This window comes from Campylobacter concisus (assembly GCF_050447485.1).
Lineage (GTDB): Bacteria > Campylobacterota > Campylobacteria > Campylobacterales > Campylobacteraceae > Campylobacter_A > Campylobacter_A concisus_BQ.
The window spans coordinates 1397113-1415197 of sequence record NZ_JALMFY010000001.1 but is presented as its reverse complement, the minus strand read 5'-3'; the positions used below and the strand labels follow the sequence as shown (position 1 = coordinate 1415197).

20 protein-coding genes are annotated in these 18085 nt (G+C 42.0%); 13 read left to right on the top strand and 7 right to left on the bottom strand.

The features are described 5' to 3' along the window. Positions 1-1068, top strand: coding sequence for an AAA family ATPase (locus MTT29_RS07180; RefSeq protein ID WP_429800190.1), 1068 nt, complete (start codon positions 1-3; stop codon positions 1066-1068). Continuing rightward, positions 1065-1739, top strand: coding sequence for a DUF4276 family protein (locus tag MTT29_RS07175; protein WP_429800189.1), 675 nt, complete (start codon positions 1065-1067; stop codon positions 1737-1739). Before MTT29_RS07180 ends, MTT29_RS07175 begins: the two co-directional genes overlap by 4 nt. 32 nt (positions 1740-1771) lie before the next feature. On the opposite strand, the gene fliI is transcribed toward MTT29_RS07175, so the two are convergent. Together fliI and folE are read right to left on the bottom strand one after the other, a co-directional pair. Further along, positions 1772-3079, bottom strand: a complete 1308-nt coding sequence (fliI, locus tag MTT29_RS07170) for a flagellar protein export ATPase FliI (protein WP_103567868.1) — start codon at positions 3077-3079, stop codon at positions 1772-1774. Continuing rightward, positions 3076-3648 carry a GTP cyclohydrolase I FolE gene (folE, locus tag MTT29_RS07165; protein ID WP_103558307.1) on the bottom strand — a complete coding sequence of 191 codons (573 nt, stop codon included), beginning with the start codon at positions 3646-3648 and terminating at the stop codon, positions 3076-3078. Before folE ends, fliI begins: the two co-directional genes overlap by 4 nt. Positions 3649-3785: 137 nt before the next feature. Between folE and tig the strand changes: the two genes are divergently transcribed. From tig to MTT29_RS07115, 10 genes are read left to right on the top strand one after another with little or no spacing between them, the layout of a single operon-like run. Beyond that, positions 3786-5117 (top strand): trigger factor, encoded by a 1332-nt coding sequence (gene tig / locus MTT29_RS07160; protein ID WP_429800188.1) that lies wholly within the window; start codon positions 3786-3788, stop codon positions 5115-5117. Beyond that, positions 5117-5707: an ATP-dependent Clp endopeptidase proteolytic subunit ClpP gene (gene clpP / locus MTT29_RS07155; RefSeq protein WP_429800187.1), complete on the top strand. Its 591-nt coding sequence runs from the start codon at positions 5117-5119 to the stop codon at positions 5705-5707. Before tig ends, clpP begins: the two co-directional genes overlap by 1 nt. An 8-nt stretch (positions 5708-5715) precedes the next feature. Continuing rightward, positions 5716-6750, top strand: coding sequence for a GGDEF domain-containing protein (locus MTT29_RS07150; protein ID WP_429800186.1), 1035 nt, complete (start codon positions 5716-5718; stop codon positions 6748-6750). A gap of 1 nt (position 6751) precedes the next feature. Next, the gene (gene def, locus MTT29_RS07145) at positions 6752-7270 is read left to right on the top strand and encodes a peptide deformylase (protein ID WP_107849437.1); all 519 of its coding nucleotides are present in this window, start codon (positions 6752-6754) and stop codon (positions 7268-7270) included. Continuing rightward, positions 7267-8772 carry a YifB family Mg chelatase-like AAA ATPase gene (locus MTT29_RS07140; RefSeq protein ID WP_429800185.1) on the top strand — a complete coding sequence of 502 codons (1506 nt, stop codon included), beginning with the start codon at positions 7267-7269 and terminating at the stop codon, positions 8770-8772. Before def ends, MTT29_RS07140 begins: the two co-directional genes overlap by 4 nt. A 1-nt stretch (position 8773) precedes the next feature. Further along, positions 8774-10177, top strand: a complete 1404-nt coding sequence (locus MTT29_RS07135) for an NAD(P)H-hydrate dehydratase (protein WP_429800184.1) — start codon at positions 8774-8776, stop codon at positions 10175-10177. After that, positions 10159-10746, top strand: a complete 588-nt coding sequence (gene purN / locus MTT29_RS07130) for a phosphoribosylglycinamide formyltransferase (RefSeq protein ID WP_429800183.1) — start codon at positions 10159-10161, stop codon at positions 10744-10746. The genes MTT29_RS07135 and purN overlap by 19 nt, the downstream gene beginning before the upstream one ends. After that, entirely contained in the window at positions 10739-11464 is a 726-nt protein-coding gene (locus MTT29_RS07125) for a TerC family protein (protein WP_103558312.1), read from the top strand. Before purN ends, MTT29_RS07125 begins: the two co-directional genes overlap by 8 nt. A gap of 14 nt (positions 11465-11478) precedes the next feature. Next, positions 11479-11859, top strand: coding sequence for a VOC family protein (locus MTT29_RS07120; RefSeq protein ID WP_429800182.1), 381 nt, complete (start codon positions 11479-11481; stop codon positions 11857-11859). 12 nt (positions 11860-11871) lie between these two features. Continuing rightward, positions 11872-13203, top strand: a complete 1332-nt coding sequence (locus tag MTT29_RS07115) for an MATE family efflux transporter (protein WP_429800181.1) — start codon at positions 11872-11874, stop codon at positions 13201-13203. Here MTT29_RS07115 and MTT29_RS07110 read toward each other — a convergent pair. Genes MTT29_RS07110 through MTT29_RS07095 form a run of 4 tightly spaced genes read right to left on the bottom strand, consistent with a single transcriptional unit; the run spans position 13184 to position 17183 of the window. Continuing rightward, a complete protein-coding gene (locus MTT29_RS07110) occupies positions 13184-13990 on the bottom strand; it encodes a metal ABC transporter permease (protein WP_429800180.1) in 807 nt (268 codons plus the stop codon). The genes MTT29_RS07115 and MTT29_RS07110 overlap by 20 nt on opposite strands. Before the next feature lie 9 nt (positions 13991-13999). Further along, positions 14000-14782 (bottom strand): metal ABC transporter ATP-binding protein, encoded by a 783-nt coding sequence (locus tag MTT29_RS07105; RefSeq protein ID WP_429800179.1) that lies wholly within the window; start codon positions 14780-14782, stop codon positions 14000-14002. After that, on the bottom strand, positions 14779-16272 hold the full coding sequence (locus tag MTT29_RS07100) for a nickel/cobalt transporter (RefSeq protein ID WP_429800178.1): 1494 nt from the start codon (positions 16270-16272) through the stop codon (positions 14779-14781). Before MTT29_RS07100 ends, MTT29_RS07105 begins: the two co-directional genes overlap by 4 nt. A gap of 2 nt (positions 16273-16274) precedes the next feature. Then, positions 16275-17183 carry a metal ABC transporter solute-binding protein, Zn/Mn family gene (locus MTT29_RS07095; RefSeq protein WP_103597842.1) on the bottom strand — a complete coding sequence of 303 codons (909 nt, stop codon included), beginning with the start codon at positions 17181-17183 and terminating at the stop codon, positions 16275-16277. Between the two features lie 144 nt (positions 17184-17327). Between MTT29_RS07095 and MTT29_RS07090 the strand changes: the two genes are divergently transcribed. Continuing rightward, positions 17328-17687, top strand: a complete 360-nt coding sequence (locus MTT29_RS07090; RefSeq protein WP_087581934.1) for a Fur family transcriptional regulator — start codon at positions 17328-17330, stop codon at positions 17685-17687. On the opposite strand, the gene MTT29_RS07085 is transcribed toward MTT29_RS07090, so the two are convergent. Further along, positions 17678-18070 carry an acyl-CoA thioesterase gene (locus tag MTT29_RS07085; protein ID WP_429800177.1) on the bottom strand — a complete coding sequence of 131 codons (393 nt, stop codon included), beginning with the start codon at positions 18068-18070 and terminating at the stop codon, positions 17678-17680. The genes MTT29_RS07090 and MTT29_RS07085 overlap by 10 nt on opposite strands. Between the last annotated feature and the right edge of the window lie 15 nt (positions 18071-18085).

Here is an 18085-nt window from a genome sequence, read left to right as displayed (position 1 = left end):
ATGAAAATTGAAAAAATTACTATAGAAGGCTATAAATCCATAAAATCATTAAAGGATTTTGAGTTAAAGAATATCAATATATTAATAGGTGCAAATGGAGTCGGTAAAAGTAATTTTATATCCGTTTTTAAAATGGTTAACTACATGTTATATAAACAGCTTCAAGAGCATACCTTAGATAAAGGTCCTGATAGTTTTTTATACTTCGGAAGAAAAATTACAAATCAAATATCACTAAAATTTGAATTCGGATCAAACGGTTATGACGTTGCATTAGTCCCAACACAGAATAACCAGCTACTAATACAACGAGAGCATGTTAGATTTCTCGAATACAGCTATACAATAGGAGAAAATATTTTTGAAAGCAATCTATCTCAAGCAGAAGCCTATGCACGATCAAGAAGTGTAGGCAAATACTCTTTGGATGGTATTCAAAAATGGAAACTCTATCATTTTCACGATACGGGAGAAACATCACCCATAAAGGGCGTATGCCAAGCTAACGACAATATAATATTTAAAGCAAATGCCCAAAACATTTCCGCATATTTAAAAAGATTAAAGGATGACTATTTAGATTACTATGAAAAAATAGTTTCGACTATACAAGATGTAGCGCCTTTCTTTGGTGGATTCATTCTTAGGGATTCTGATTATATTCAACTTGAATGGTACGATAAATCAGATCCTGATACTCCATTTAAAGCTCATATGCTTTCAGACGGGACATTGCGCTTTATATGCTTAGCCACTCTTTTATTACAGCCTTTTGAGCTAATGCCTGATACTATTATTATAGATGAACCTGAACTAGGGCTTCATCCGTTTGCGATAAATATTCTAAGTGCACTCATTAAAAGAGCTGCTGAAAAAAAACAAATAATTATCTCATCTCAGTCGGTAGAACTTATAAACTATTTTACTCCAGAGGATATTATAGTGGTTGATAGAGAAAATAAGGAAACAGTCTTTAGGCGACTAAAGGAGGAAGAGTTAAATGATTGGTTAGAAGACTACACTATGGGTGAAATTTGGAAGAGTAATCTAATAGGTGGCAGACCATGAAAAGGGTATTTGTTGTGTGTGAGGGGGAAACTGAAGAAAAATTTATTAAAGATGTTTTTGCACCTTACTTTAATCAACAGGAGATTGCCATTACACCATTGCTTGTAAATCAAAGAGGTGGAGCATTATCATACGATAGAGTTAAGGACTTTATATTAAATTTCATCAAAAGGGATACGACTGCATACATAACCACTATGTTTGACTACTATGCTCTTGATACAAATTTCCCTGGCCACAATCAACTAAACGCAATCCCGGATATATATAAAAAAGTTAAACATTTGGAGGAAAAATTTAGAGACGATATAAATTCAATTTTTTCTAATAATAGATTTTTTCCGTATATACAACCGCATGAATTTGAAAGCTTACTTTTTAGCGATATAAATGAAATAGTAAAAGCAGATCCCGGCTGGAATAAAAAAGCGGCTTTAATAAGCTCTTTATCAAAAATAGTTAATGACTATCCAAACCCAGAAGAAATTAACAATTCTCCTAGCACCAGCCCATCTCATAGATTGGTTAGATTGGTCGAAATTCTAAATTTACCAAAATACAGAAAAGTGTTGCATGGGACCGCCATAGCTAAAAATATCGGTATAGATAATATTAGGCAAAAGTGTAAACATTTTGATGAATGGTGCAATAATAAAAATTTATTTCCATAGTTTTGCACTACGTCCAATGCTTTAAAAATAATTTACTGATTGATCTTATCAAGTAGCTCTTCGACCTCTTCAAGTGCAAAGGCCTCTTCCGAGCTTTGTTTTAAGAAATTCTCCATAAATTCTTTTTTTGAGATCGCAAGGTCAAGCTCCTTGTCGCTGCCCTTTTGATATGCGCCGATGCGAAGCAAGACCTCATTTTCTTTTAAAAGCGAGTAGAGGCGCTTAAATTTCATCGCATTTAACTTGTGTTCTTTGCCGATGACGTCGCCCATGACACGCGAGGCCGAGTTTTGGATATTGATAGGTGGGTAGATGCCAAAGTCCGTTAGCTCGCGGCTTAGCACGATGTGGCCGTCTAGGATAGAGCGGCTTTGGTCAGCTATCGGGTCGCTCATATCATCGCCCTCGACTAGCACGGTGAAAAACGCTGTGATACTGCCCTTGCCCTCCTCTTTGCCGGCGCGCTCCATTAGCTGTGGCAAGAGTGTGAGCGAGCTTGGCGGATAGCCCTTTGAGGTCGGTGGCTCGCCAAGCGCAAGACCGATCTCACGCTGCGCCATCGCAAAACGCGTCACGCTATCCATGATGAAAAGCACGTCGTTGCCCTGCTGTTTGAAGTACTCAGCCACGCTCATCGCACAAAATGCGCCGTACTTTCGCATGAGCGAGCTATCATCACTGGTCGCTACGATGATGACCGTGCCCTCCAGGTCGCCACCTAGATTTTTTTCTATAAATTCAGGTACCTCACGGCCACGCTCGCCTATTAATGCGACCACTTTTATGGGCGCAAGAGTGTTTTTTACGATCATGCCCATAAGGGTTGATTTGCCTACGCCTGAACCTGCAAAAATCCCCAGCTTTTGCCCCTTGCCGCAAGTAAGTAGTCCATCTATCGTCTTTATGCCAACACTAAAAGGCTCGTTTATAAGCCCTCTTTTCATCGCATCTATCGGCGCTCTCATGATCGGCATATATTCAGTTGTATCAATCGCCCCTTTGCCGTCAATGGGCTTCATAAATGGATCGACCACTCGGCCAAGCAAATTTGGCCCCACCGGTATGCTCATGCCTTGATCGCTCTCGTAGACAAAGTCGCCTATCCTAAAGCCCTCGACAAAGCCAAATGGGCTGATATAAGCGCCATCTGTCTTTATCTGCGTGACCATGCCAAGGCCGTTTTTGCTCTTGTCTTTTGCCACTATTCGCACGATGTCGCCGATACTTGGGCGAAGTCCGGTGATCTCTATCGTAGTGGCTGTGATCTTTGTGATGACGCCAAAGGTATTTGAGAGCTTCACGCCCTCTTTAAGCCTTGAATTTATGCGCTCTAAACTCAAAAATGCGTTTCCCTAGGCGAATTTATAAGCGAGAAAAACTCCCGTCTTGTGTCGGCGTTTTTGATAAAGCAGCCCCTAAGCGCAGAGGTCGTGGTAGTCGAGTTTATCTTCTCCACACCCCTCATCTCAACGCACATATGCCTTGCCTCGACGACGACGCCAACGCCTTTTGGAGCGATCACGTCCTCAAGCGCCTTTGCGATCTGCTCGGTCATCTGCTCTTGAATTTGTAAGCGTCTGGCATAGATATTTACCATGCGTGGAATTTTACTAAGGCCAACAACCTTGCCATTTGGGATGTATGCCACATGCACACGGCCAATTATTGGCAACAAATGGTGCTCGCAAAGGCTGTAAAACTCGATGTTTCGCATTAAAACCATTTCGTTATTTGAGCTAGTAAATAGCGCGTCACCAAGGACTTCTTTTGGGTCCTGCTCGTATCCGCTAGTTAGAAATTTAAAAGCTTTATAAACGCGTTCTGGGGTTTTAACAAGCCCCTCTCTGTTTGGATCTTCGCCGATGATAGTTAGCATATTTTTAACTGAATTTTCAAAACTCTCTTGCATAAATTTTCTCCATAATTTTATCGCCAAATTCTACGTTAAAACGCCTTTTATATCTATAAAAATTTACAAATTTACAATGAAATAAGGAAAATTCTGCTATATTTTGGGCTAAAAATTTGTATTCATAAAGGAATTCGATGGAAATCAAAATCAAAGCTCTAGATAGCGTAAATACCCTAGCAAGCACGACTGTAAGTGCAGATGCTATAAAGTCTAGCGTAGAAAAACTAGCAAGAAAAGCGGCAAAAACTATGAAAGTAGATGGCTTTAGACAAGGTCATGTACCAGTCGCTGTCGTGCTAAAACGCTACGAGAAAGAGCTAACAAACGACGCTGAGCAAGATGTCTTAAGAGATGTGGTCGAAGAGGCTATCAAACAAGCAGGCAAGAAAAATGACGAACTTATCGGCGAACCTATCGTTTCAAAATTTGACAAAAAAGATGGCAAGATCGACGTTGAGCTAACAGTTTCATTTAAGCCAAGCGTCGATGTGAGCGGCTATGAGAGCTTGATACCTGAGTTTTCAAACCCACGCGTTTTGAAAAAAGATATCGATGAGAAGAAAACTGAGCTTTTAAAAATGATAGCTCCGCTTGAAAAAGTAGATAGCAAAAGAGGCCTAAAAGTGGGCGATTTTGCTAAATTTGACTTTGAGGGCTTTGTTGATGGCGTTGCATTTGAAGGTGGCAAGGCTGAAAACTACGTGCTTGAGATCGGATCAAATCAATTCATCCCAGGCTTTGAAGACGGCATGGTAGGCATAAAAGCTGGCGGCGAAAAAGATATCGAGGTTAAATTCCCAGAAAACTACGGCGCTGCACATTTAGCTGGCAAAGACGCTGTTTTTAAAGTCAAACTTCATGAAATTCAAGAGAGAAAGATCCCTGAGAAGCTAGACGAAGAGATGCTAAAAACTATCCTTCCAAATGAAGAAAAACCAACTGAAGAGCTACTTGAAGAGCGCATAAAAGAGCAAATTCGCCAAGAGAAAATTTATAAACTTATAAACGAAGAGCTAAAACCAAAATTTGCTGAAGCCGTGGTTGAGAAATTTAAATTTGACGTCCCAAAAAATATTGTCGAGCAAGAGATCGATATGCAGTTTAGAAACGCATGGAGCTCATTTACTCCAGACGATATGAAGAAATTTAGAGAGGACAAAGATGCTCTAGCCAAAAAACGTGACGAGTATAGAAAAGACGCTGAAAATAGCGTTCGCCTAACTTTCATCATCGATGAGCTAGCTCGCGTAAGAGGCGTGAAAGTGAGCGATCAAGAGGTTGTTCAAGCGATCTATTTTGAGGCGTATAGAAGCGGTCAAGATCCAAAAGCACACCTTGAGATGTACCGCAACCAAGGCATGCTCCCAGCTATAAAGATGTCGATGATCGAAGAGAAGCTATTTAGCGAGCTTTTCAACAAAGAAAAAGACGAGAAAAAAGCAAGCAAAAAAGAGAAGGCTGAGTAATGAGCTATTACGTTCCTGTCGTAGTTGAAAGAACTAGTAGAGGTGAGCGAAGCTATGATATATACTCCCGTCTTTTAAAAGACAGGATCGTTATGCTAAGTGGCGAGATAGAGGACGGCATGGCTGCTTCTATCGTCGCTCAGCTGCTATTTTTAGAGGCTGAAGATCCAGATAAAGATATCTACCTTTATATAAACTCACCAGGTGGCGTGATAACAAGTGGCTTTAGCATCTATGACACGATGAACTACATAAAGCCAGATGTTTGCACGATCTGCGTCGGTCAGGCTGCAAGTATGGGTGCATTTTTACTAAGCTGTGGCGCACCTGGAAAGAGATATGCGCTGCCAAATTCTCGTATCATGATACACCAACCACTTGGCGGTGCTAGAGGACAAGCGACTGATATCGAGATACAAGCTCGTGAAATTTTACGTTTGAAAGAAATTTTAAATGGAATTTTGGCAAAAAATACAGGCCAAAAGCTAAGCAAGATCGTAAAAGATACTGAGCGCGACTTCTTTATGAGCTCAGCTGAAGCTAAAGAGTACGGACTTGTCGATAAAATTTTGGAGAAAAGTTTTAAATAAGGCCCAAAGTGATAAAGATAGATAACGCACCAGATCCAAAGAAAAAAGCAGCTGAAGCAAAACCAGCTGTCAAAAAAGAAAAGGTAAATATCTATAAATTTTCAGAGGACGTTTTGCACGAACTAAGTGATGACAACGTCCCATCTACACCGACAAACTACTCTATCTACTTTGAAAAGATGCTTGATGGGCAGTCAGATGAGTTTAGAAAAGAGATCGGCGATATCATAGTGGCAAATTCTGAAAGTTCAGTGCCGACAAATGGCAACATCTCTATCGAAAAAGAGGTAAAACAAGGCTTTATCCAGATAAAGAGCATGCTTCAAGCAGTCGTGCTCATCTACAAAAATTTAGGCGTTATGAGAGGCCTAGTGCAAAAGCGTATGGATGGGCTTAAAAACAACACAAATGTCCTTGCGCTTCAAAATGTTTTAAGCGCCTTTAACCAAGACCTCATCAAGCTAAACGACCTCATGGATAAGCACCTTGACGTCATCAAGATGAGCTATGAAGAGGTCGGCAAGATGTTTAAGGCGATCGAAGAGCAGTCGATCTACGATACGACTTATGAGGTCTATAACAAGAAATTTCTAGTAGCGACCATAAGCAGCGAGATCGAGTCTGTTAGGCGCTACGGCTATAATGCCTCATTTTTGTTAGTCAAGATAAAAGACAAATTTGCAAATCGCGTTAAAAATTTAAAAGAGCGAAACAATATGTTTAAAAGCATGTCGCAGCTTCTTTTAAGGACTTCACGTAGAAGTGATATAGTCGCACACTACGGCGATGGCTGTTTTGCTATGGTGATGAAATACACCGACGAAAACGGCACAAAGCAAGCGTGCGCTAGAATTTTAAACATGCTCTCATCTATGCCTTGGAAGATCGACAACGAAGAGTGCAAGCTCGAAGTGCAGATCGTCTCAAGCATGATCTCAAAGACGAAAAGCACCGAAGAGTTGCTCTCTCACGCACTTGACAAGCTAGAGAACAACCAAGACCTAAATGAGCCACTATTTTTAGACGAGAAAGCAGAGAATTAGTTTGATCCTAGAAGTTTTATCCTATCCAAATAAAAAACTTTATGAAATTTCAAAAGTGGTTGAAGTCTTCGATGAGAAGCTTCACAAACTTCTTGATGATATGTATGAGACGATGATCGCAAAAGAAGGCATCGGCCTTGCGGCCATACAAATAGGCGTTGCAAAGAGAATTTTCATCATAAATTTAGCCAACGAAGAGGGCGTGCAAGATAAAGAAAATTTAATCGAGATCATAAACCCAAAATTTGAGCTACGTGAGGGCGAGTGCGTCTATCAAGAGGGCTGCCTTAGCGTGCCTGGCTACTACGAGGACGTTAAGCGAAGTGAGGTCGTTAGCATCAAATTTCAAGACCGCTTTGGCAAAGAGCAGACCTTAAAGACTGATGGGCTACTAGCGATCGCTATCCAGCATGAAAATGACCACCTAGACGGACATCTTTTTATAGAAAAAATAGGCTTTAACAAACGCAAAAAATTCGACAAGGAATACAAAAAGCAAAAAAAAGAAAAGACATCATGAAGTCCCTAAAATGTGCTACTTACGGCGACGGACTAAAGATCATTGATGTTGAGTCGATCTTTTCTCGTGGGCTTCCTGGCTTTAGTATCGTGGGTCTTGCAAGCACCAGTATCAAAGAGAGCACGGAGCGTGTAAAGGCGGCACTTTTAGCGCTTGACTTTGCCTTTCCTGCTCAGAAAATAACCATAAATTTATCCCCCTCAGACCTGCCAAAAAGTGGCTCACACTTTGACCTCAGCATCGCCCTTCTCATCGCTCTTCAAAAGGCAAAAAGCTTGGAGAAAATTTTTGTCTTTGGCGAGCTTGGATTAGACGGGAGCGTAAAAAGCACGGCAAATTTGTTTTCAATCCTACTTTTTTTAAGCACGCAGGTGCAAAAGGCTAAAATTTTAGTGCCAAAAGAGATGGCTGCTAAAGCCTCGATGATCCCAAATTTAGAGGTTTATGGCGTTAGCACACTAGAAGAGGCGATAAAGTTTTTTAGCGACGCAGAATTTGCTAAAAGCACGCATTTTAGCGCCACGCACGAGCTATTTTCAAATGTGATAGAAGTTGGCGGCAAAAGATATGTTCCAAATTTAAGCTTCGAGCTTGATTTTAAGGACGTTTTGGGTCAAGAAAGAGCTAAAAGAGCCTGCGTCGTCGCAGCCGTTGGCATGCACAATATCTTATTTGAAGGCAGCCCAGGCAGCGGCAAGAGCATGTGCGCAAAACGCCTCGTCTATATCATGGCACCACAAAGCCTAGAAGAGGTGTTAAAGTCCGCCGCCTACCGCTCGCTAAACCTGCAAGATAGCGAATTTACAAGCACTAGAGCCTTTCGCTCGCCTCATCACACCTCGACTAAAAGCTCGATATTTGGCGGTGGCTCAAACGTCGCAAAGATTGGCGAGATAGCACTTGCAAATGGCGGAGTGCTATTTTTTGATGAGTTCCCACACTTTGCTAAACAGGTGATCGAAAGCCTAAGAGAGCCACTTGAGGACAATCAAATCCACATCGCAAGGGTAAATTCAAAAGTGACTTATGAGACTAAATTTATCTTCGTAGCCGCTCAAAATCCCTGCCCTTGTGGAAATTTATTCTCCCGCAACCTAAACTGCAAATGCAGCGAAAATGAGATAAAAAACTACAAAGCCAGAATTTCAGCCCCAGTGCTTGACCGCATAGACTTAAAAGTCGCGATGGATGAGAGCTCACCAGATGATAAGGCGAGTTTGAGCTCGCAGCAGATGAGCGAGATGGTTTTAAAAGCCTTTATCTTTCAAAAAAGGCGGGGTCAAGATGAGCTAAATGGCAAGCTAAATGACGCGCAGGTGGCTAAATTTTGCACGTTAAACGCCGAGGCAAGTGAAATTTTACAAAAGGCCGCCACGAAGTACAACCTCTCTCAAAGGGGCATAAAAAGGACGCTTAGAGTGGCTAGAAGCATCGCCGATCTTGATGAGAGCGAGCAAATTTTAAAGCCCCACATCCTAGAGGCGCTTAGTTTTAGGGCATAAAATGAAGAATTTATATTTAGACACGAGAGTTTTGGACGAGCGAGCAAGCGAGAAATTTGACCTTAGCGAAGAGCTTTTAATGGAAAATGCAGCCGCAGCCATAGCAAATTTTATCCGTAAGAAATTTAAAAAAGGCGAGAGAGTACTAGGTGTTTGTGGAAGTGGCAATAACAGTTCTGACGTGCTTTGTGCGTTAAGAATGATCGAGGGTGAGTTCGAATGTGAATTTATATTAGCTAGTCAGAATTTAAAGCCACTAGCCATTGAGCAGCTTGAGCGAGCTAAGTCTGCTGGTGTGCGCGAGAGTGAAGATGTAGAAAATGGCTTAAATAGTGCAAAATGCGTCATAGACGGACTTTTTGGCTCTGGCTTAAATAGAAATTTAGACGAAAATCACATAGAGCTTATCTCAAAGATAAACAAAAGCTCTGCCTACACTATCGCTTGTGATGTGCCAAGTGGGCTAAGTAGCGAGGGCAAAGTGCTTGGTGCTTGCGTAAAAGCAGATATTACGATCATGATGGGAGCTAGAAAGCTTGGGCTTTATAGCGACGCGGCAAAGGACTACGTTGGCAAGATAAAGGTCGCCACACTTGGCATAAGCACGCAAAATTACGAGTGCGAGAGCGACTACCACCTACTTGAAAAAAGTGATCTTATACTTCCAAATAGAAAAAATCAGTGCGTAAATAAGGGCGACTTTGGCCACGCATTTATCATATCTGGCGAGCATGTGGGAGCTAGTAAGCTTTGCGCAAAGGCGGCATTTGCCTTTGGAGCTGGGCTAGTTAGCGTGATAGGCGAGCAGGGTTTAAATTTACCAACGCATATCATGCAAGCTAGCAAGATAAGTGAGAAAATGAACGCTGGAGCCCTTGGCATGGGGCTTGGCAAAAAGGGCGTAGAAGAGCTTGAAGTGCAAAATTTAAAGGGCAAAAAGCTTGTGCTTGACGCTGATATCTTTTACAGCTCAAAAGTACTTGATCTACTAAGCGAGAACTGCGTCTTGACACCTCATCCAAAGGAGTTTTGCTCGCTTTTAAAAATTTGCAAAATAGCCGATATAGATGTGCAAACTTTGCAAGAAAACAGATACGCTTACGCGAGGGCTTGGAGCGAGAAATTTAAGGCTGTTCTTGTGTTAAAAGGGGCAAATACTATAATCGCTAAAGAGGGGCAAATTTACGTCATGCCTTATGGCAAAAACGCACTTGCAAAAGGCGGAAGCGGCGACGTGCTAAGCGGTCTTGTGCTAGCACTTTTAGCTCAAGGCTATGAGCCACTAAATGCTGCTATCTCAGCCACTTTAGCTCACGCGCTTAGTCTTAAAAATTTTAGCAAAAACAGCTACGCGCTTGAGCCAACAGACATCATCAAAGGAGTAAAATGCTTACGAAAAAGATAGCCGTGCTTTTTAGCGGCAGTGGCTCAAATTTAGAAGCGATACTTAAAAAAGTTCATAATCAAATTTTTAACGGTGTAAAGATCGAGGTTTGCCTTTGTATCTGTAATAAGCCAGGTGCATTTGGCATAGAGCGTGCTAAGAAATTTGGGCTTGAAACGACTATAATAGAGAGTGCTAAATTTAAAAATCGTGAGGAATTTGACGCTGTTTTGGTGGAGCAAATTTTAAAAAGTGGGGCTGATCTAACGGTGCTTGCTGGCTTTATGCGGATACTAACGCCGGTTTTCACGGCGCAGATAAAAGCCATAAACATTCACCCATCTATCCTACCGCTTTTTAAGGGCGCACATGCGATAAAGGAGAGCTTTGAGAGCGACATGATGATAGGCGGTGTGAGCGTGCATTATGTGAGCGAGGAGCTTGATGGTGGCAAACTGATCGCGCAAAGGGCGTTTGAGCGTGAGGATGGCATGAGTTTAGATGAGTGGGAGGCTAAAATTCACGCCATAGAGCATGAAATTTTGCCCCAAAGTATAATAAAAATTTTAACAAAGGAAGTAAATGTTTGAATGGTTAAGTTCGCCAGAGGCGTGGATATCGCTACTTACGCTAACTGGCTTGGAGATAGTTTTAGGCATAGATAACATCATATTTATCGCTATTTTAGTAGGCAAACTGCCGCCAGAGCAAAGGGGCAAAGGCCGCATTTTAGGGCTTGGCTTTGCGATGATCACTAGGATCATCCTGCTACTTTCGCTATTTTGGATCATGAAGCTTACAAAGCCGCTCTTTAGCATAGGCGAGCTTAGCATCACTGGGCGCGATCTGGTGCTCATAATAGGCGGTCTATTTTTGATAGTAAAATCATCAATGGAGATCCACGCAAACGCCACTGGCAAGCATGAAGAGGCTCACGAGAGCAAATCTCATCCAGGATTTTTTGCGACTATCCTAGAAATAGGCATTTTAGACATAGTATTTTCGCTTGATAGCGTTATCACCGCAGTTGGTATGGCTCAGCACATCGACATCATGATACTTGCCGTCATCATCGCAGTTGGCGTGATGATGTTTGCCTCAAAGGCGATCTCTGAATTTGTCGATAACAACCCAACGATAAAAATGCTCGCACTAGCATTTTTGGTGCTTGTTGGCTTTGCGCTCGTGCTTGATGGCTTTGGCGTGCATGTACCAAAGGGCTACATCTACTTTGCTATGGGCTTCTCACTAGCGGTTGAATGCCTAAATATCTACGCTAGAAAAAGGGCATTAAGAGATCAAAAATAAAGATGTGAGCCAAAATGCAGATAAAAAATTTAGATCACATCGTGCTCGTAGTAAGCAACGTTGAAGAGGCGCTTAAATTTTACTGCGACATTTTAGGCATGCGACTATCCCAGAAAGACGGTCACATTAGCCTAAATTTTGGCTCACAAAAGATAAATTTACATAGGTTTGAGGGCGAGTTTTTACCTGCGGCAAAGCACCCAACAAAGGGCAGTGCTGATATATGTTTAATAGTTGAAGACAACATAGAAGACGTGCGCTCGGAGCTTCTTGCAAAAGGCGTAGAGATCGAGCTTGACATCGTTAGGCGAAATGGAGCACTTGGGGCAATGAAGAGTTTATATATTTACGATTTTGATGGAAATTTGATAGAACTTAGCTCATATGAAATTTAACAAGAAGGCAGCTTGGACCTACTAAAAGACCCGCTAAATAAACTAATCATCTCGCTCTCGCTGCCAGCTGGCGTGGGCATGATGTTTAACACCCTTTACAACGTCACTGGCACATTTTTCGCCGCTAAAATTTCTACCATAGCAGTTGCTGGCATGGCGATGAGCTTTTTGCTCTATCTAAGCGTCGTTGGCATCGGGCTTGGCTTTGGCTCGGCACTCACCGCGCTAATAGGCAACAGCCTAGGCGCAAACAAACCAAAAATGGCTAAACTTTACGCCTCAAATGGCATCATCTTCGTGCTTCTTTTTGCCCTTTTTATGGGGCTATGTGGCTACTTGCTAGCACCAAATTTACTAGTTATTTTAGGCGCTGACCATCACTACATCAAAGAGGCACTTGACTACGCTGGTGTCATCTTTCTTGCAGCTCCATTTTTCTTGCTTATAAAATCACTTAACGGCGTTTTAGTCGCGCTTGGCGATACTAAAAGCTACCGCAACTGGCTATTTTTAGGCCTTTTTATCAACGCATTTTTTTGCTATCTTTTTGCCTTTGGCTTTGCTCTTGGTGTAAAGGGCCTTGCTCTAGCTACGGCTAGCGTGCAGTTTTTAGGCATGCTCTATCTCTTTTTTAAAGTTAGAAAGAGCAAGATGATAGATCCTAGAAATTTAGGCTACTTCGTACCAAATTTCGCCGTCTGGGCAAAGATACTAAAGCAAGCCTTGCCAGCTTGTCTAAACTACCTCTCAATGTCGCTTGGCTCGCTCGTGCTTTTAAAATTTGTGAGCTTTTACGGCGTAAATGCAGTAGCAGGTTATGGCATAGCTTTAAGGATCGAGCAAATTTTAGTGCTTCCAACCATCGGCATGGCAGCAGGAGTGCTTAGCATCATCTCAAGAAACTACGGCGCTAAGAGCTTTCAAAGAGCATTGCAGTGCTACAAGCTATCGCTTCTTTTTTTGCTCATCTACTGCGTCTTTGCCTACATCTTTATAAGGCTTTTTGGCGAGAGCGCGATCAGGCTCTTTGATAGCACGCCAGCCGTGCTTGAGGTAGCCAAACTCTACCTTGGCATCAACTCACTTGCCTACATGGCTTACGGCACGATAAACATCTCAGGCAGCACTTTGCAGGCGATAAAACGCCCAGTAGCGATCTTTTTGCTAAATGGCTTTAGACAGCTCGTGCTTCAATGCTCACTCTTTTACGCGGCGGTCTTTTGGCTAGGACTTGAGATCAAATTTATGTGGCTAGCGCTCTTTTTTAGCGTCTATTTTACGGCGATTTGCTTTTTGGCTTGGACGCTTTTTAGGTTAAAAAGAGCTACGAGCGCAAGCTTTTAAATTTAAAGCTAAACGCAAAAAAGCAAAGCGAGGCGACTAAGATGATACTAGCTCCGCCTGTGAGGTTGTAATAAAAGCTGATCACAAGGCCGATAAAGCAAAAAATGATAGAAAAAATGGTTGAGATAAGCATCATGAGCCCCAGCCTTTTGGCAAAAATTTGCGCAATATAAGGCGGTATGGTAAGTAGTGCAATGACAAGTATTAGCCCCACCACGCGTATCGTAGCCACCACGCAAAGCGCCATCATACAAACTAGCAGATAGTGAAAAAAAGTGGTATTTACCCCGCGAAGTTTTGCAAACTCCGCGTCAAAGCTGATCGCCACAAACTGGCGGTAAAAAAGTGCGATGAGCGCCAAAAACAAGAGGTCTAAAACGCTCATAAAGATAATATCTGTGCCACTAACTGCAAGGATCGAGCCAAAAAGATAGCTCATAAGATCAGCGTTATAGCCAGGTGTGAGATCGATGAAAATAATGCCAATCGCCATGCCAATCGCCCAAATAGCGCCTATTACGGAGTCGATGTTTGTCTTATCTTTTAGCGTGATCGTGGCGATGATGAGCGCTAGAAGCAGCGAAAATATGCTCGCTCCAAAAAGTGGCTCGAGTGAGAAGAAAAACGCAAGTCCTATGCCGCCATATGCGCCGTGTGCGATGCCTCCAGCGATGAAAGTCATCTTGTTTATCACCACAAGCGAGCCTATCATGCCGCATATTATGCTTACTAAAATGCTCGCCCAAAAGGCATTTTGCATAAAATTTAACTCTAAAATTTCACTCATTTTCTCTCTTTAAAATTTAAAAATATTGCTCTTTGTTTTTTCGCAGCCACACTCGCCAAGTGCGATCTCGACATCACAAAAATGGCTGTGCGTTCTAGCTAGATGCTCGATAAATTCCCTCTTTGCAAGGTTTTCATGTGTTTTGTGAATGTGTAAATTTTTACTCACGTAAGCGATCTTTGTAGCATAATTTAGCACGATATTTAGGTCGTGACTGACTAAAACTACGCCCACGCCATTTGCGTTTATGCCCTTTAAAATTTCATAAATTTCAGCCTGCCCTTTTGTGTCGATGCTTGCCGTTGGCTCATCTAAGATGAGCACTTTTGCGTTTGCGCAAAGCGCTCTAGCGATATAGACGCGCTGCCTTTGACCGCCACTTAGCTCGCCGATCCTTGCGTTTGCAAACTCCCTCATACCAACTTTCTCAAGGGCACTTAGTGCTAGGGCTTTTTCATCTTTTGAGTAAAAGCCAAAGATTTTTTTATCGATTAGCCCCATCAAAACAACTTCTAGAACCATCATCGGAAAGCTTTGATTTGAGAGGAAATTTTGCGGCACGTAGCCTATAAATTTACTAACCTCGCTTGGCTCTTTACCAAAGAGTTTTATCTCGCCACTTTGAGGCTTAAGCAGACCCAAAATGAGCTTTAAAAGCGTGCTTTTGCCCCCGCCATTTGGGCCAATTATCGCTAAAAACTCATCGCTACTATACTCTAAGTTAATATCCTCTAAAACGACTTGCTTATCGTAGCTAAAGTTTAAATTTCTAATTTTTATAATATCTTTCAAAACAGACTCTTTTGCGTAAATGTCGTGACAAAAATGAAAAGTCCAAGCCAAAGCATGATGCCAAGGGCTGCAAATTCTGCGTAGATTTTAAACTTTTTTAGCTTAATGTTTGTGCTGATCTTTGAGCCAAAAACTGCCGCTACAAATATCACCACACTCATGCCAAGCGCCATAAATACGCCGCTTATCACGCCTGCAAAGTAGCTACCTATCTCATTTGCCAGCACAAAGACTAGTATCGTGCCTGGACAGGGCACAAGAGCTGCAGCGGCCGCTACTAGCCACTCCTCTTTGCTCTTTGGCTTTTTAGCTGAGCAAATTTGACAGCCGCACTCGCTTTTAAATTTTGTATTTTTACTCAAATTTTGGCTTAAATTTGATCTAAAAATATAAAATTTAGTCTCATTTTTGTTTGAAAGGTAAAATTTGATCTTTTTAACGAGCATAAAAATCGCCACAAAAAAGATCACAACTCCAGAAAACGCAGTCGTTATGCTAGCAGTGTCCTTTGTGAGGTCGCTGCTTACTTCACGAAGCAGCAAAAAGCTAGCAAAGACAAAGACAAATGCGCCCACAACGTGCAAAAAGCCGATCTTTAGCGCAAATAAAAACGCCCTTTTGTAGCTGCCACCAGTTGCGGCAAAATATGAGCTTGTTAGCACCTTGCCATGGCCTGCTCCAGCAGCGTGCAAGAAGCCATAGCCAAATGAGATAAGTGCCAAAAATAGCAGCGCAAGCGGACTTTTGTAATCCACGCTTCTTAAAATTTGCTTTAGCCTATCAAGCAAGCTTAGGCTAGTTTTTGAGACGATGTCAAATTTCGCCTCATCGATCTTATCTATCTGGCTTAAATTCTCATCGCTCGCGCCTACTACTGGCTCTTTTAGCAGCTCTTTAAGCGCTGGCTTCTCGTTGTGAGCTTTGGCTGCTTCTTTGCTTGAAAATGTAAAAAATATCAAATTTGAGTTTGAATTTGGTATCGCCCAGAAGCTTTTACCCACCAAAAATGCGTTATTTTGCGTAAATTTGAAGTTAAAATAGCCCTCCTTGTCCTCCATATCAACCGACACGACAAGTCCCTCAGCGATCACTAAATTTGTCTTAAAACTCACGTCAAATTTAAGCCTGCCCTCGTCAAAATAGAGCTTGTATTCGTTTAAATTTGGCTCTATTTTAGTGGCGTTTTCATCCTTGTAATAGTACTCAATGTCCGTCAAATAGTGCCTTGGCACGAGGTAGTCTAGTAAATTTAAGCGGATCTTTCTAAGCTCTTTTTCATCTATCTTTTCATCTTGATTGAGGTCAAAATTTTGCTTCATAAGATCTGAGAAATTTTGCGAAAAGGTCCAAGTAAAGGCTATCTGCGTGATGTTATTTTCGTGTGCGACAAATTTCGCACTAACGTGAGCTGTTGGGCTATAAAGCGAGCATAGAGCACACCCGAAAGCATTTATCGCTAGTAGGCAAATGACGATCAGGCGTGCTAACATTTTTATAGACTTTTTGCGAAAATTTCAGCCGTTTTTTTCATCTCGGCTAGCCAGTTTTCAGGCAGTTGGTCTATCATGACGACCTTTGAGCCAGTCTCTTTTGCGATCAAATTTGCAGCCTTTGTTGGAAATTGTGGAGCCACGAAAATGACCTTTACACCGTGCTCTTTGGCTTCTTCTATAAGCTCTTTTAGCTCAGCTGGCTTTGGCTCTTTGCCCTCTATCTCGATGGCGATTTGCTCTAAGTTATAGCGCTTTGCAAAGTAGCCCCAAGATGGGTGATATACGATAAATTCGCGAGTTTTGACATCTTTTAGCTCGTTTTTGATAAAGCTATCAAGCTCGTCAAGACTAGCTTTAAATTTAGCCAAATTCTCCTCATAAAGCTTTGCATTTTGCGGGAATTTCTCTATTAGCGCCTTTGCGATGTTATCAGCTTGTGTTTTTACCAAGATAGGGTCAAGCCAGATGTGCGGATCAAGGCCGTCGTGGTGGTGATGATGGTGCTCGCCCTCGTGGTCATGATGCTCATGCTTATGCTCACCCTCGTGCTTATGCTCGTGGTGCTCTTCATGTTCATGCTCCTCGCTCATAGCGATCTTTTCGATGCCTTCCTGCGTCTTTACGATGCGTAAATTTTTAAACGTCTTTGAGAAGCGATCAAGCCACGCGTCTTCAAACTCGATGCCGATAGCAAAGTAAAGCTCGCTCTTTTCAAGCTCCTTCATCTGCTTTGGCTTTGGCTCATAGGTGTGCGGATCAGCGCCTTTGCCAACCATCGCATTTACGCTAAGCGTATCTCCAGCGATCTGCTCGACGAAAAATTTCGTTGGCAGTATGCTAGTAGTTACAACCGGCTTTGCAAAAAGAGACAAAGCACAAACAGCTAAAAAAACGATAATTTTTCTCATTATCTCTCCTTTAAAAATAATTGCGAAGTTTAGCAAAATGCAACTTGGTTGCAACTTAAAAAGCGAAAGCCTAAATTTAGCCTTTTCTTTTAAATATAGTTTAAATCTTTTAGCGTTAATATACAAAAAATGAAAAGGGCAAAGATGAACGCGAGAAATTTCTTAGAAGAGCACAATATCAAGGCTACGACGCTTCGCATAAAGCTTGTTGAAATTTTACAAAACGCCAAGGCGCCACTAAGCTACGATGAAATTTTAGAGAGCCTTGACGCAAACAAGACGACCTTTTATAGAAGTATGGAAATTTTCGAAAAAGAAAATCTCGTGATAAAAACTGAAAACAACCACAAGAGCTACTACGAGCTAGCAAATGAAGCCAAAGCCTACTTCATCTGCGACGTCTGCCACAAGGTGACAAACATCGACATGCCACACCTAAGCGTCGCTAAAAATATAAAAAGCGCCGTGATAAAGGGCATTTGCGACGAGTGCGGTCACGAGTAAAGCGCGATGATCTGTGCTGGGATAGCTTTTGGGCGGTTTGTCTTTAGATCGATATAGACAAATTCCGTCTTGCCAGTTGCTATTAGCTCGCCATCTTTTTTAAACTCAAAATATCTGCTCGAAGTGGCCTTGCCATCGGCCTGCGTGTAGGTGTGAATTTCTATCTTGTCCATCAGCTTTGCGCTTTTTATATATTTTGCTTCATTTTTTCTAATGAGCCAAATTTCTCCCCTTTTATACTGCGCCTCGACCGTGTCGCCAACAGCGGCAGAGTGGGCAAATGCGGCCTCTTGCATAAGCGTGAAATAATAGACATTATTCATATGTCCGTGCATGTCGATGGCTTGTGGCGGGATGATGACGCGATATATAAAATCTCTCATTTTTGACCTTTTTTG

Excerpts from the sequence above, each read along its gene's own strand:
- purN (WP_429800183.1), top strand. The coding sequence starts at position 10,159 with ATGCTTACGAAAAAGATAGCCGTGCTTTTTAGCGGCAGTGGCTCAAAT.
- MTT29_RS07110 (WP_429800180.1), bottom strand. The coding sequence starts at position 13,990 with ATGAGTGAAATTTTAGAGTTAAATTTTATGCAAAATGCCTTTTGGGCG.
- MTT29_RS07175 (WP_429800189.1), top strand. The coding sequence starts at position 1,065 with ATGAAAAGGGTATTTGTTGTGTGTGAGGGGGAAACTGAAGAAAAATTT.
- MTT29_RS07125 (WP_103558312.1), top strand. The coding sequence starts at position 10,739 with ATGTTTGAATGGTTAAGTTCGCCAGAGGCGTGGATATCGCTACTTACG.
- MTT29_RS07100 (WP_429800178.1), bottom strand. The coding sequence starts at position 16,272 with ATGTTAGCACGCCTGATCGTCATTTGCCTACTAGCGATAAATGCTTTC.
- MTT29_RS07140 (WP_429800185.1), top strand. The coding sequence starts at position 7,267 with ATGAAGTCCCTAAAATGTGCTACTTACGGCGACGGACTAAAGATCATT.
- MTT29_RS07120 (WP_429800182.1), top strand. The coding sequence starts at position 11,479 with ATGCAGATAAAAAATTTAGATCACATCGTGCTCGTAGTAAGCAACGTT.
- MTT29_RS07090 (WP_087581934.1), top strand. The coding sequence starts at position 17,328 with ATGAACGCGAGAAATTTCTTAGAAGAGCACAATATCAAGGCTACGACG.
- MTT29_RS07095 (WP_103597842.1), bottom strand. The coding sequence starts at position 17,183 with ATGAGAAAAATTATCGTTTTTTTAGCTGTTTGTGCTTTGTCTCTTTTT.
- MTT29_RS07085 (WP_429800177.1), bottom strand. The coding sequence starts at position 18,070 with ATGAGAGATTTTATATATCGCGTCATCATCCCGCCACAAGCCATCGAC.
- MTT29_RS07180 (WP_429800190.1), top strand. The coding sequence starts at position 1 with ATGAAAATTGAAAAAATTACTATAGAAGGCTATAAATCCATAAAATCA.
- clpP (WP_429800187.1), top strand. The coding sequence starts at position 5,117 with ATGAGCTATTACGTTCCTGTCGTAGTTGAAAGAACTAGTAGAGGTGAG.
- MTT29_RS07135 (WP_429800184.1), top strand. The coding sequence starts at position 8,774 with ATGAAGAATTTATATTTAGACACGAGAGTTTTGGACGAGCGAGCAAGC.
- folE (WP_103558307.1), bottom strand. The coding sequence starts at position 3,648 with ATGCAAGAGAGTTTTGAAAATTCAGTTAAAAATATGCTAACTATCATC.
- tig (WP_429800188.1), top strand. The coding sequence starts at position 3,786 with ATGGAAATCAAAATCAAAGCTCTAGATAGCGTAAATACCCTAGCAAGC.